The following is a 14,046-nucleotide window of genomic DNA, read 5'->3' as shown; positions in this document are numbered from 1 at the left end:
GGTCGCCGAGTATAGCAGAAGCCGGGTTAAACCGTTGCCAGCCGGTATTGCTTTGTTCGCAACAACATGTGCCGGGAAATAGATCATCCGTTGTCTACACTGTAATCGATACGGTTGGGTCAAGGAGATTCAGGATGAAGATCGGCATTCCCCGCGAAATAAAAGTGCACGAATACCGGGTGGGCTTAACCCCCGATGGGGTCAGAGAGCTCAGCACACGAGGCCATGAACTGCTGGTAGAACATCAGGCAGGAGCAGCGATCGGGTTCACTGATGATGATTACCGGTCCGCCGGCGCTCAGCTCTGTGAAGTGGAGGAACTATGGCAACAGGCAGAGATGATCATCAAGGTCAAAGAGCCCCAGGCCGAAGAGGTCGCTCGCCTGCGCTCCGGCCAGTTGCTGTTTACTTACCTGCATCTGGCTGCAGATGAACACCTGACCCGGGGCCTGCAACAATCCGGTTGTACGGCTATCGCCTATGAAACTATCAGCGATGCTCAGGGTCACCTGCCGTTGCTTGCACCGATGAGCGAAGTCGCGGGGCGGATGTCGATTCAGGCCGGCGCACATTGTCTGGAAAATGCCCGTCAGGGACGGGGTGTACTGCTTGCCGGGGTACCCGGTGTCGCTCCGGGCAGGGTAGTGATTATTGGCGGCGGCGTGGTCGGCACTAACGCTGCACAGATGGCCGTCGGACTCGGCGCCGATGTGACACTGCTGGATAACGCTCCGCAACGCCTGCGCCAGCTTGACGCTCAGTTTATGGGGCGACTGAAAACCCGCTACTCCAACCGGGCTAATCTGCAATCACTGTTGCCGGACGCCGATCTGGTGATTGGTGCAGTGCTGATCCCCGGCGCGGCAGCACCGAAGCTGGTCAGCCGTGAGGATCTTAAAATCATGGCAAATGGTTCGGTGGTGGTGGATGTCGCCATCGATCAGGGCGGCTGCTTTGAAACCAGCCGGGCGACAACCCACCAGAACCCCACCTATATCGAAGAGGGCGTGGTTCACTACTGTGTAGCCAATATGCCCGGCGCGGTTGCCCGCACCTCAACACTGGCCCTGACCAACGCCACTCTGCCCTACATCCTGCGACTGGCCGGACAGCCCTGGAAGCAGGTACTGCAGCAAGATCCGCTGTTTGCTAAGGGGTTGAACGTTCACGCCGGTGAGATTTACTGCGCTGGTGTGGCCGAGGCTTTTCACCTGCCTCTGCGACCAATAGATCAGCTTTGAGTAAGACAGGGCTTGAACCCGGATAAGCCGGGCACTACTCTGTAGCCCTGTCAAAAACTGAGGAGTTTCTATGTCCAGTGTCGACCGTAAGGCGATCCGTTCCGATAAGTGGATGAGCCTGCTGATCAAAACCGGTATCCCGATCGCCCTGATCAGCGTCCTTTCGCTCTGGGTAGGCTGGTATTTCAAGATCCCCGAGCTGGGTAATCTGTTTATTGTCACCGCGGCTGTAGCACTGGGTCTGGGTATGATCTATAACGTCCGCTTTGTGATTCTTTCACTGCGTCAGTTGCGGGAGAAACAGGCAGACAAATAAGCTGCTGTTGCCCGGTTAAACGATTCACCCTGTATACAGTTTTATGCTGCCAGAATGGGTAGCAACCGATTTTCACTCCAGGCCCTCCCTTAAAACCGTAGCCGGGGTTTAACATTCAGTTGCGGATGCATAATACTCTAACAAGCAAATCGATCTGATGAACAAGTATGAGGTTTAAGTCGATGCTTCGGCAGAAGATTTATCAAGCGGTACTCGTACTGTGTCTGGTTACCGGCACAGCGTCGCCTGTTGCTATCGCCAGGGAGCCTGCGCCACTGAGCCTTAAGCAGGCAACAGAACAGGCCACCCGCACTCTGGGCGGAAAAGTTGTCAAAGCTGACACCATCGCCAGAGATGGACGAGCGATCTATAAGATCCGCCTGCTGAATGACGGCCACGTCAAAGAGGTGTTGATTGACAGCCAGAGTGGTAAAACCATTAAGCCCTGACATGGAGTAGTAAGCATGAAATTATTGGTTGTTGAGGATGACCCGGATCTGCGTCGTCAGTTAGTCACTGCACTGGGCTCTAAAAACTACACGGTAGAAGAGACCGCCGATGGTGAAGAAGCGTTGTATATGGGGCAGGAGTACCCCTATGATCTGGCGATTGTCGATCTGGGCCTGCCAAAGCTCTCCGGCATCGAGGTGATCAAACGCTGGCGCGATGAGGGCAAAGAGTTCCCCATTATTATCCTCACCGCCCGGGGCGACTGGCAGGATAAAGTCGAAGGGCTGGAAGCCGGCGCCGATGATTATCTGGTCAAGCCCTTTCATATGGAAGAGCTGAGCGCCCGTCTTAACGCGTTACTGCGTCGTGCCGCCGGCCATGCCAAACCCGTGCTGCAGTTCGGCCCGCTGAAAATTGATACCACCGGCCGGGTTGTCTATCGGGATAATGAAGCGGTCAATCTGACCAGTTACGAATACCGAACCTTTGAATATCTGGTGCTGAACAACGGCAAAACCATCTCCAAAAGCGAGTTGACCGAACACCTCTATCATCAGGATTTCGATCGCGACAGCAACGTGCTGGAGGTTTTTATCCGTCGCCTGCGACAGAAACTGGACCCGGACCAGACCCTGCAGCCGATCACCACGGTGCGCGGACTGGGTTATCGCTTCTCCCTGACCCCGGATAATCAGGACGGATAAACCGCTTTGAATATCCGCTCCCCACTGCATTCACTGCAGGGACGATTACTGATCGCCTCTGCAGTGGTGCTGCCGCTGGTACTGCTGATTGCCGCGCTGGCGTTAAGTAATGCCTACCAGTCCAGCCTTGAAAACTCAGTTAAGGACCGGCTTCAGGTTCAGGTCTACCTGCTGCTTGGCGCGATTGAGATTAAGGAAGACCATATCCGCTTTCCTGAACGACTACAGGAACCCCGCTACGAACAGATCGGCTCAGGACTCTATGCCACGATTCACGACCAGAACGGCGGCCTGCTGTGGCGTTCACTCTCATCGGTATTGCTGGACAACCCGCAACTCACTGCGGCGATCAATCACAGCGGCCTGAATACCGGCGAACCCAAATTTGAGCATCTCGATGAAGCTCAGCTATACCGCTTTCAACTGCGCATTATCTGGGAGCAGCAGGGTGAAGAGCGCTCCTTCCTGTTTACCGTGATGGAATCCGATGAGCTGGTAATACGTGACAGCAAAGCCTACAACCAGCAACTGATCCTTTGGATGGGAATTATCTTTCTGGTGGCTCTGCTCGCTCAGACCCTGATCCTGAGCTGGGGCCTGACACCGTTACGCCGGCTGGCACGAGACCTCAAAGCGATCGAGTCAGGCAACGCAGAGCGCCTCAGCGGCGTTTACCCGGACGAAGTACAGCCGGTCACAGAAAACCTCAATCTGCTGATCGACAGTGAGCGCAAACAGAGGGAACGTTATCGCAATACCCTGGGTGATCTGGCCCATAGCCTGAAAACCCCCCTGGCGGTGATTCGCGGCGCCAGCCATGAGCAACATGACCAGCAGCGTTACGAACAACTGGTCAGCGAGCAGATTGAGCGGATGGATCAGATCGTTCAGTACCAACTCAGCCGGGCGGTGAAAAGCCAGCATCCGGCGATGGGCAAAGCCGTAGCCGTGACACCGCTGGTTGAGCGTATGCTGTCAGCACTGGGCAAGGTCTACCGCAACAAAGCGATCCACAGCCAGTTGGATATGCAACCGGCGCTGAATTTTTACGGCGATGAACGCGACCTGATGGAGCTGCTCGGAAACATTCTGGAGAACGCATTTAAGTACGGTCACAGTCAGGTCAGCATTCGCGGCAGACGCACAGCAGATGCGTTGCAACTGGAGATCGGTGATGACGGCCCGGGGGTCAGCCCCGAGATGCGGCAGGTTGTCCTGCAGCGGGGTGAACGGCTGGATACTTCGATTCAGGGACAGGGGATCGGCCTTTCGGTCGCCACCGATATTATCAGCAGCTACAACGGCCAGATAGAGGTCACCGACTCCCCTCTCGGGGGCGCCTGTTTTATTATCACCCTGCCCGGTTAACGCCTAGAGCGCCTGCAGAAAAACCTTGGAGTTACGCTGCAGGTTGAACAACGCTTTTTTCTCGCCCGGTAGCTGCTCAACCTCACCTTCGCTGAATCCGCGCTCGACAAACCAGTGCGCGGTTTTAGTGGTCAGCACAAAGAGCTGCTGCAAGCCCTGTTGCCGGGCCTGCTTCTGGATCGCCTGTAACAGTTTGTCACCCCGCGCGCCTCCCTTATACTCCGCAGAGACAACAACACAGGCCAGCTCGCCCATCTGCTCCTCGGGGAACGGATAGAGAGCCGCACAGCCGATCACCACCCCGTCACGTTCGATCAGGGTAAAGCGTTCAATCTCATTCTCCAGTACCTCACGGGAGCGACGCACCAGCGTGCCATCCTGCTCCAGCGGCTGGATCAGCTCCAGCACCGCGCCAACATCTTCAATACTGGCCTGACGCAACTGCTCATAGGATTCCTGCAACACCATGGTGCCGGAACCATCGCGGGTGAACAGCTCGCCCAGCAATGCACCATCTTCCTTATAGCTGATCAGATGACAGCGCTTTACACCACCCCGACAGGCATTTACCGCGGCCTGCAGATGGCTGGAAAGTTCAGTATGAGGCTGCTGCGGATCATCCAGAGAAGACAGGTACTGGCTGACCAGCCGTTCCGCCTTGCGTGCCAGCAGCTCGCTGCGCAGCTCTCCCGAGCTGTCCATCACACCCCGGTCTGAACCGAGCAGAATCAGTTTATCGGCATTCAGCGCCGACGCTGTGCAGGTCGCCACATCCTCAGCCGCCAGATTAAACAACTCACCGGTCGGCGAATAACCCAGATGGGAGAGCAGTACAATATTGCCCCCATCCAGTTGCTGGCGGATGCCATCACTGTCGAGACGACGTACCTGACCGGTATGGGCCATATCCACACCATCCAGCACCCCCACCGGCTTGGCGGTGACAAAATTGCCGGAAACAACCTTGATCCGGGAACCGGCCATCGGCGTGTTCGGCAACCCCAGCGAGAGACGTGCTTCTATCTCGGCACGGACAATCGCCGCCGCTTCAATTACGCAGGTCAGGGTAGCCTGATCGGTGACACGCAGGTGATGGTGCAGCTTTGACTCCACCTGTCGGTTCTGCAACCGTTCACGAATCTGGGGGCGCGAGCCATGCACCAGCACCAGTCGCACGCCCAGACTGTTCAGCAGGGCGATATCATGCACGATATTGGCAAAATTCGGATCAGCCACACTCTCGCCGCTGAGCATCAGAACAAAGGTGTTACCACGATGCGCATTAATATAGGGCGAAGAGTGTCTGAACCAGTTGACGTATTGTTTAGTGTCGTCGTTCACGGCGTGTCTACAGGCAGTATTGTTCAATCAGTTTTTCTAACACGGCTACTGTAGGCTTAATCTGGTCAAAAGCCAAATACTCATCCGGCTGGTGCGCCTGATCGATAAAGCCCGGCCCCATCACGATGGTATCCATACCCAGCGCCTGCATAAACGGCGCTTCCGTACCAAAGGCCACACTCTGTGCGGTATAACCGGTGAGCTTTTCTGCGGTTCTGACCAGATTCGAATCACGCTGGTTGGCAAACGCTGGAATGCCCGGAAACAGCGCTTTGGTCTGGATATCCACAGCAAAGCGATCTGCCAGCGGCGCCATTCGGCGACTGACTTCCTCACGCAGGTTATCCAGATCCATCCCCGGCAAAGGCCTCAGGTCGTACTCCAGCTCACAGCTACCACAGATCCGGTTGGGGTTATCGCCGCCGTGAATACAGCCCAGATTCAGCGTCGGCTCGGCGATAACAAAGTCACTGTTGTGATACTGTTTCTGCATCTCGCCACGGAAGGCGATCAGCTCCGACAGCACACTGTGCATCGCCTCCAGCGCGTTCGCGCCGAGCGAAGGATCAGATGAATGACCGGCTTTACCTTCAACCCGCACCGACTCCATCATCATCCCTTTGTGCATATAGATCGGTTTCATCCCGGTCGGCTCACCGATCACCGCATAACGGGCTTTCGGCCGCCCCGCTTCTGCCAGCGCCCGGGCTCCGCTCATAGAGCTCTCTTCATCAGCCGTCGCCAGAATAATCAGCGGCTGCTGTAAGGTCTTATCAAGAAACTGCTTCGCCGCTTCAATCGCAATCGGAAAGAAGCCCTTCATATCGCAGGTACCGAGACCGTAAAAACGGTTGTCCCGCTCGGTCAGCTTAAACGGATCGCTCTGCCACAGCTCAGCGTTAAACGGCACCGTGTCGGTATGTCCGGCGAGCACCAGGCCGCCCGGACCAGAGCCCAGCGTCGCAATCAGGTTCGCCTTGCCGGGATGACCGGGCACCGGCACCACCTCGGTCTGAAAACCCAGATCAGCCAACCAGCCCTCCAGCAGCTCAATGACGCCCAGATTGCTCTGATCCCAGTCCGGCTGGGTACAACTTACTGACGGGCTGGCAATAAGCTGGCGCAGCATGCTGACCAGATCGGGGCAGTTATTAGACATGGGAAGGCTCCTGACAATGACGATATTCACTCCCATTGTCGCCGGTTTATCCAACCCGGTTCAAGCCTGCCCTTTTTCAGCATGATTACGGTAGACTAGCCGGATAATGAACCTGCGCATTAATCCGCGGCAAGCGCTGAAGCCAGCGTGCCCGGGCAACCTGTTTGCATGGTTCCATAATAAGCTCAGCCAGAGTAGAGAAAGAGAGAATGGCACTGGAAGTAGAATTAAAACTGACCCTGAGCCCGCACCACGTAGAATCGCTGAAACTGCAACCCCTGTTCCGCTCCGCCGAAGTGCGCGAACTGGGCAGCCAGCGTCTGGGCAATACCTATTACGACACCCCCGATCAGCAACTCACTCAGAACCGGGTCGCGCTGCGTATACGCCGCAAAGGAGAACAACTGATCCAGACCCTGAAGAGCAGCGGCAGCAGTGCTGCCGGGATGCACAGCCGTAACGAATGGGAGTGGTTGCTGACCCGCCCACAGCTGGATTTTGACCTGCTGCGCAGCGCCGAATGGCCTGAGTCGCTGAACTGCGAAACCCTGCAACGCAACATCGCGCCGGTATTCAGTACCGATTTCAATCGCACCATCTGGATCCTCGACACCACCGATAGTCAGGGACAGCCGCTGAAAGCGGAGATCGCGCTGGATCAGGGACAGGTAGCGACCCCGGAACGCGAGGAACCGATCTGCGAGCTTGAGCTTGAGTTACTCGAAGGTGAACCCGGTGAGCTGGTTAAGGTCGCTCTCGGACTGGCGCGGAATGTCCCGCTGTATATCAGCGATATCAGCAAGGCCGAGCGAGGCTACCGTCTGCTGCAGCCCGAAGCCTATCAGGTAAAGCGCTCGCTGCCAGCGTTCGATGACGAAACCACACTGGAAACCGCTTTTTGCCGTCTGGTGCAGAATGAACTTGCCCTCTGGCCGCGCTACTTTGAAGCCTGGCAATTCAATGATGACTGGCAGCAGATTCCGCTGGCACTCGAGTCACTGCGTAATATCGGTGCCTTTTACGAATCCTTCAGCGAGATCGTCCCGGCGGAGCCGGACGGTCAGATCGATCATCTGCTCGGAAAACTGATCCGTCAGATACGGGATATCGATGCCTGGCGCCGTACTGCGCTGCTCAGTAACAGTCAGGAGAGCGGCTGGATTAAACGTCAGGCAGAACGCGCCCATTCGCGAATGGAAGTATTGCTGCAAACCTCAGAACCGGGTTTACTGGCACTCTTGATCTCGGAACAACTGATTGAGCAGAGCTGGCGCAAACGCTGGAACAGTAAACATCAGATGCTGGCGCAACAGCCTGTGCATAAAGCGTGACGGGTGTCACAACCCGGCCCCGCACGCGCTGTTAGACTTTAAAGATCTGTATCTCAGGAGAATTTCGCCCCATGCTGCAACCACAAATGGATTTAATTCCGGAGACTCTGCAACCGCTGCTGCAAAAGCACTGGGAAGCTTTGCAGACCGTGCTGGATGGTCTGGAAAACCCTCCGGACACTCTGGTTGATGACCTCAGTCGGGTGCTGACCGGCAGTAACTTTGTGGCCGAACAGCTCAACCGTAATTCCGGGATGCTGCCTGACCTGCTGAGCAGCGGTGATCTCAGCCGCTGTTACGACGAGACAGATTATCAGACCCGTCTCGCCACACGGCTGGCCGAAAGTGATACAGAAGAGAGCATGCAGAAAGCAGTACGCCAGTTCCGGCAGCGGGAACAAACCCGGCTGATCTGGCGCGACCTGACCCGCAGCAGCGATATGCGCAACACCACCCGGGAGCTCTCCCTGCTCGCCGACGCCTGTGTTGAGCAGACCATGAACTGGCTCTATCAGCAGGCCTGTGAACGCTGGGGCACACCCACCGGTCGGCACAGCCGTCAGCCACAGAAGATGGTCGTGCTTGGCATGGGTAAGCTCGGCGCCAATGAACTGAACCTCTCCTCCGATATCGATCTGATTTTTGCATACCCGGAAAACGGCGAAACCGAAGGCAGTAAAAAGTGCCTCGACAATCAGGATTTCTTTATCCGACTGGGTAAAAAACTGATTCAGGCTCTGGATAACACCACCATCGATGGCTTTGTCTTCCGGGTTGATATGCGCCTGCGGCCGTTTGGTTCAGCCGGCCCTCTGGTGATCAGCTTTGACGCCATGGAGGGGTACTATCAGGAGCATGGCCGGGAGTGGGAGCGCTACGCCATGATCAAAGCCCGGGCGATCGCCGGGGATCGGGAAGCAGGCGAAGAACTGATGCAGATCCTGCGCCCGTTCGTCTATCGCAAGTATATCGATTTCAGTGCCTTTGACTCGCTGCGCGAGATGAAAGAGATGATCAGCCGGGAGGTACGCCGCAAGGGACTCAGCGGAAACGTAAAACTCGGCGCTGGCGGCATCCGTGAAGTGGAGTTTATCGTTCAGGTTTTCCAGTTGCTGCGTGGTGGGCGGGACAGCCGGTTACAGCGGCGCGAACTGTGCAGGGTATTACCCATGCTGCCTGAAGCCGTCGGCATGCCACAACAGGCCGCCGATGAATTGATGCTGGCCTATGAGTTCCTGCGCAATGCAGAACATGCGATTCAGGCCGTGGCCGATAAACAGACGCAGGAGCTGCCTCAGGATCCACTGGAGCAGCAACGCCTCAGTTTCAGCATGGGCTTTGCCGACTGGCAAAGTTTCAGCACCGAATTACAACGCCATCGCGATAATGTCAGCGCGCACTTCGCTGACCTGATCGCCCCCTGCGAAGAGACAGAAGACGCCGGGCAGATTGCCCGGAATGAGGTCTGGCTCTCCCTGTGGAAAGATGAACTGGAGGATGAACAGGCGATCGCTCTGCTGGAGCAGAACGGCTTTGATGATCCGGCTGCCGCCTGGCAGCAACTGGATCAACTGCGCAGCTCGCGCACCGTCGTCATGCTGCAGCAGATCGCACAGGAACGTCTCATGGCGGTACTGCCGGTACTGCTGCACGAGGTCGCCGCCACCGAAAATTCAAGTGAGACCCTGACCCGTGTCCTGCAGCTTATTCAGGCGATTTTGCGCCGCTCCGCTTATCTGGTGCTGCTGGCAGAAAACCCGGTTGCCCTGCAGCAACTGGTTAAACTCTGTTCCGCTTCAAGCTGGTTCTCGGAGAACCTGACCAAACAACCGATCCTGCTGGATGAGCTGATCAACCCGGCCAGTCTCTACTCACCGCCGGACAAGGTACAACTGGATAACGAACTGCGCCAGCAGTTGCTGCGGATTCCCGAAGAGGACACCGAGCAGTTGATGGACGCGTTGCGCTACTTTAAGAACGCCCACGTACTGAAAGTGGCAGCCTCAGAGATTACCGGCGTGCTGCCGCTGATGAAGGTCAGTGATTACCTGACCTGGACCGCCGAAGTGATCCTGCAGGCGGTAGTCGAGATCGCCTGGAAACTGCTCACAGAGAAACACGGCTTTCCACAGAAGGAAGCGGGCGTTGCCTGTAACCCGGACTTTATCGTTCTCGGTTATGGCAAAATGGGCGGCATTGAACTCTCCTACGGTTCCGATCTGGATCTGGTATTCATCCACGATTCCGATCCCAACCTGTTTACCGATGGCGACAAACAGATTGCCAACTCAGTCTTCTTTACCCGCCTGGGGCAGAAAATTATTCACATCCTGAATACGTTCACCACCTCCGGCCAGCTCTATGAAGTGGATATGCGCCTGCGCCCATCCGGCAATTCAGGCTTACTGGTCAGCTCTCTGAAAGCGTTTGCTGACTATCAGGAAAAAGAAGCCTGGACCTGGGAACATCAGGCACTGGTGCGTGCCCGGGTGGTCGCCGGTGACACGGCGCTGCAGCAACGTTTTGAAGCGGTTCGTGCTGAGATCCTTGCCCGCCACCGCGATCAGGCCAAGCTGCTGGAAGAAGTCACCGAGATGCGGGAAAAAATGCGTCAGCATCTGGGCAGTAAAAACAGCGGCGATGAGACCCCGGTTTTCCACCTTAAACATGACCGTGGCGGAATTGTGGATATCGAGTTTCTGGTGCAGTACCTGACCCTGCTTCACGCGGAAAATCACCCGGCGCTGTACGAATTTACCGATAACATACGGATTCTCGATGCTGCTGAGAGCGTCAACCTGCTCAGCAGCGAGGATGCCGAGACCCTGCGCGAAGCTTACAAAGCCTACCGGGCTATCGGCCACCGCCAGACCCTGCAGGATCGCTCCAGCACCATTTCCGACTCGGAGATCAGCGAACTGCGTGAAACCGTAGCAGCGATCTGGGATAAAACCCTCTGCTGAGGGGTGCAACAGATACAAAAAAAGCAGGCCAGTGGCCTGCTTTTTTATGCTTCGCGCTAAACCGGATCAGACGTCAGTCAGCCAGCCATGCTTGTCTTCTGCTTTACCCCACTGAATATCGTTCAGCGCTTTACGCAGTTTCAGAGTGGTTTCACCGATACCACCGTTACCGACTGTATACTCCTGATCCTGATAGATCATAGTACCCACCGGCGCCAGTACCGCTGCGGTTCCGGACAACGCTGCTTCGCAACCCGGTTTGGCAATACGCTCCAGCATCTCCTCTACGGTCAGACGACGCTCGGACACCTTAAGACCCAGATCGCGGGCCAGAGTCAGCAGAGAATCACGGGTCACACCGTGGAGGAAGCTTTCGTCCAGATCACGGGTAATCACTTCATCACCATCGATCAGCAGGAAGTTGGCCGCACCGGTTTCCTGAACATCACCGTTCGGGCAGAACAGTACCTGATCAACACTGTACTTCTCTTTTGCCCGCATGGTTGGCAGCAGAGCGCTGGCGTAGTTACCGCCGCTCTTGATCATGCCATTGTGGGGTGCACAGCGCAGACCGGTATCATCCACCAGCAGGCGCAGGGTACGGTCACCACCGGCAAAGTAGTCACCTACCGGAGAGAGCAGTACGTAGAAGCAGGCGGTTTCAGACGGTGCCGCCGCTTTACCGATCGCCGGTTCAGTACCAAACAGAGTCGGGCGAATATACATGGAGCCCGGAGGTGCCGGTACATCGGCTGCGAAACGCTTCACGGTGTCGAGGATCATCTTGCTGACCATCTCTTCGTCCAGCTCCGGCAGCGCCAGCAGACGAGCGCTTTGCGCCATACGTGCTACGTTACGGTCGATGCGAAAAACCTTAATCGAACCGTCTTCATGGCGGAACGCTTTCAGCCCCTCAAAGCAGGTACTGGAGTAATGCAGTACGTGCGCCCCCGGATGTAACTGAATGCTGTCACTCGGGACCACTTCAGCGGCACTCCAGCTAGAACCGTCAAACCACGAGATTGACATTTCAGGCATAAATTGGGAGCCGAATGCAGTAGCCATGATACCTTCCTTAAATATTCCGGGTGCCTGCTCAGCCCGACATGGGCCTGAGGCGATATGATTAGGTGTTCTCAATATGAGGCCTGATATTCTAATCCTGAAGCCGGCAAATTGGAATTACCCTGAATGCTGCACACGTTCTTGCTGCAACAATCCGCGCCACACCTGCCGCGGCGTGTTCTGTATAGCCCTTAACCAGGCTTTCATTGTATGATTAGCCGCTTTAATTAAGACCCTGCCATCAGCGTCCGTCTGTCTCCACCATCACGCAATGAAACCGGGCTGACCTGGCGACCAACCAACTCTGTAGTCTGTTGTAGTCTGTTGATGAATAACATTTTCGCACTCTGGGTGGAACGCGGCAAAGCGTCCCCTAAGCTTTTCTTTTTACTGATTTTTATGGCGCTTGCGATCTGCGACCTTCTACTGGTCCGCGATCTCAGTTGGCTGCTGAATCATCTGGAGGGCAAACGTTTCTGGGTCAACTACAGCTTCAGTCTGGCCAGCCTGTTTCTGCTGATGATCTGTATGGCACCGATCCGCAGCGGGGTCATCCGCTCGCTGTTTCTGTTTTTTATCCTTGGCACCCAGATCGCCCAGCAATCCTATTTTGCAGTCTATGGCAGTTTCGTTTCGGTTTTTGATCTGCGCTTTGTCGCCGCAGACCCGCTGTTAACCCTCGAACTATGGCTCGGCAACGCCATTATTCTTAAGCCACTTCTGCTGTTACTGATTGAGTTACCCCTGCTGATGCTGCTGTTCCGGCTGGAGCTGCGGCCACACTGGTTGCTCAAAGGCAGCAGCCTGGTCCTTGCCAGCCTATTGTTCCTGCTGGTGACTTTCAGTTGGTACGGGATCAGCAAATTCCAGTTCAGCTCAGTTGCTTACGCGGGTATTTTCCCCGGTCTCATCGAACGCCACGCCTTTGAAACCAAACTGGCCGAAAAGCCTGCGGTGCCTGAGCAAACGCCCGCTGCTGACGCACCCAACATTGTCTATGTCATCGGCGAATCCCTGACGCTGGATCACCTTGGCATTTATGGCTACGAGCGCCAGACCACACCCCGGCTGCAACAGATGATGGACCGGAATGAAGTGCTGCTGTACCGCAATGCGGTGAGTATCGGCACCCGCACCCTCAGCTCAGTACCCTATATGCTGACCGGACTGCAGGGGATCGATCCGGCCGGGCTGGTCTACAGCAGCCCGACCCTGTTCAACTACGCCAAAGCGGCGGGTTATCGCACGGCACTGATCACCGCGCAGGATTTCCAGTGGCGTAACGTCGATCAGATCTTTGTCGACCCGGATATGGATTTTTACCAGAGCGGCACTGATTTCAGTGCTTCGGTATCGGTTTCCGATGGGGCCGACGATATCAAAGTGCTGGAAGAGGGCATTCTGCCCTTCCTCGATCAACACTTTACCCGTCAGGATAACGCGCCGTTGATGCTGGTCACCCAGATGAACGGCAGTCACTACCCCTATACCACCCATTCACCGGCGTCCATAAAGCAGTTCCTGCCAGAGCTGGATGAAAATGACATCAACGCCTACGACAATACCGTGCTTTACACCGATCTCTACCTGCAGCGGCTGGTTGAAGGTGTACGGGCCCATGACCCGGAAGCCTGGGTCTTCTTCTCCAGCGACCACGGTCAGGATATCTCGAAGAACAAAACCCAGTTCAACCGGGGTTACAGCTCCGGTGTTATCCACAATGCCCTGATGGTGTTCCCGCCGAAGTCTGCGCTGAACGCCCTGCCCGATAACATTAACAGCCCGGTGAGCCAGGCAGATATATTTGCCACCATCCTCGATCTGATGCAGATAGAACCGATCTCCGAAATTAACGGGGTCAGTCTGCGCCAGCCGATCGATCCCGAGCGCCTGCGGGTGGTTTCAGCGTACATGAAGACCCTGCACAATGAGCCTAACGCCGTGCTGGTGTTCCCGGATCTCGGGTATATTCATGTGGACTTTGACCGCCAGAGTGCGACCCTGCAGGATGGCCAGAGCATCATCCCCTATGCAGAGCTGGATCAGCGCTACCGGGATTATTTTGAACGACGCTTAACCCCCACCACCGAAGCGCAGTAGAATGACGA

At 56.0% G+C, this 14,046-nt stretch carries 11 protein-coding genes; 8 read left to right on the top strand and 3 right to left on the bottom strand.

Features of this window, described 5'->3' with window-relative positions:
- Positions 1-134 precede the first annotated feature (134 nt).
- From ald to QUD59_RS09190, 5 genes are all read left to right on the top strand, one after another.
- On the top strand, positions 135-1,241 hold the full coding sequence (gene ald, locus QUD59_RS09210; RefSeq protein WP_286236614.1) for an alanine dehydrogenase: 1,107 nt from the start codon (positions 135-137) through the stop codon (positions 1,239-1,241).
- 70 nt (positions 1,242-1,311) lie between these two features.
- Complete coding sequence (locus tag QUD59_RS09205) at positions 1,312-1,557, top strand: hypothetical protein (RefSeq protein WP_286236613.1); 246 nt, start codon at positions 1,312-1,314, stop codon at positions 1,555-1,557.
- 182 nt (positions 1,558-1,739) lie between these two features.
- Positions 1,740-2,006 carry a PepSY domain-containing protein gene (locus QUD59_RS09200; protein ID WP_286236612.1) on the top strand — a complete coding sequence of 89 codons (267 nt, stop codon included), beginning with the start codon at positions 1,740-1,742 and terminating at the stop codon, positions 2,004-2,006.
- Positions 2,007-2,021: 15 nt separating this feature from the next.
- On the top strand, positions 2,022-2,711 hold the full coding sequence (locus QUD59_RS09195; RefSeq protein WP_286236611.1) for a response regulator transcription factor: 690 nt from the start codon (positions 2,022-2,024) through the stop codon (positions 2,709-2,711).
- 6 nt (positions 2,712-2,717) lie between these two features.
- Complete coding sequence (locus QUD59_RS09190) at positions 2,718-4,079, top strand: ATP-binding protein (RefSeq protein WP_286236609.1); 1,362 nt, start codon at positions 2,718-2,720, stop codon at positions 4,077-4,079.
- A 3-nt stretch (positions 4,080-4,082) separates the two neighbouring features.
- Here the strand turns inward: QUD59_RS09190 and argA are convergent, their stop codons facing one another.
- Together argA and argE are read right to left on the bottom strand one after the other, a co-directional pair.
- Positions 4,083-5,420, bottom strand: coding sequence for an amino-acid N-acetyltransferase (argA, locus tag QUD59_RS09185; protein ID WP_286236607.1), 1,338 nt, complete (start codon positions 5,418-5,420; stop codon positions 4,083-4,085).
- Between the two features lie 7 nt (positions 5,421-5,427).
- Positions 5,428-6,579 carry an acetylornithine deacetylase gene (gene argE / locus QUD59_RS09180; protein ID WP_286236605.1) on the bottom strand — a complete coding sequence of 384 codons (1,152 nt, stop codon included), beginning with the start codon at positions 6,577-6,579 and terminating at the stop codon, positions 5,428-5,430.
- 209 nt (positions 6,580-6,788) lie between these two features.
- Between argE and QUD59_RS09175 the strand changes: the two genes are divergently transcribed.
- Both QUD59_RS09175 and glnE read left to right on the top strand, forming a co-directional pair.
- Positions 6,789-7,910, top strand: a complete 1,122-nt coding sequence (locus QUD59_RS09175) for a CYTH domain-containing protein (RefSeq protein WP_286236603.1) — start codon at positions 6,789-6,791, stop codon at positions 7,908-7,910.
- 71 nt (positions 7,911-7,981) lie between these two features.
- Entirely contained in the window at positions 7,982-10,873 is a 2,892-nt protein-coding gene (gene glnE / locus QUD59_RS09170; RefSeq protein ID WP_286236602.1) for a bifunctional [glutamate--ammonia ligase]-adenylyl-L-tyrosine phosphorylase/[glutamate--ammonia-ligase] adenylyltransferase, read from the top strand.
- A gap of 66 nt (positions 10,874-10,939) precedes the next feature.
- Here the strand turns inward: glnE and QUD59_RS09165 are convergent, their stop codons facing one another.
- Complete coding sequence (locus tag QUD59_RS09165; protein WP_286236601.1) at positions 10,940-11,938, bottom strand: branched-chain amino acid aminotransferase; 999 nt, start codon at positions 11,936-11,938, stop codon at positions 10,940-10,942.
- A gap of 327 nt (positions 11,939-12,265) precedes the next feature.
- On the opposite strand from QUD59_RS09165, the gene QUD59_RS09160 reads away from it, so the two are divergent.
- The gene (locus tag QUD59_RS09160) at positions 12,266-14,038 is read left to right on the top strand and encodes a phosphoethanolamine transferase (protein WP_286236600.1); all 1,773 of its coding nucleotides are present in this window, start codon (positions 12,266-12,268) and stop codon (positions 14,036-14,038) included.
- Positions 14,039-14,046: the final 8 nt, after the last annotated feature.

Source organism: Neptuniibacter halophilus (assembly GCF_030295765.1).
GTDB lineage: Bacteria > Pseudomonadota > Gammaproteobacteria > Pseudomonadales > Balneatricaceae > Neptuniibacter > Neptuniibacter halophilus.
Note: the sequence above shows the minus strand (reverse complement) of the source record. Positions and strands in the feature narration are given on the sequence as shown.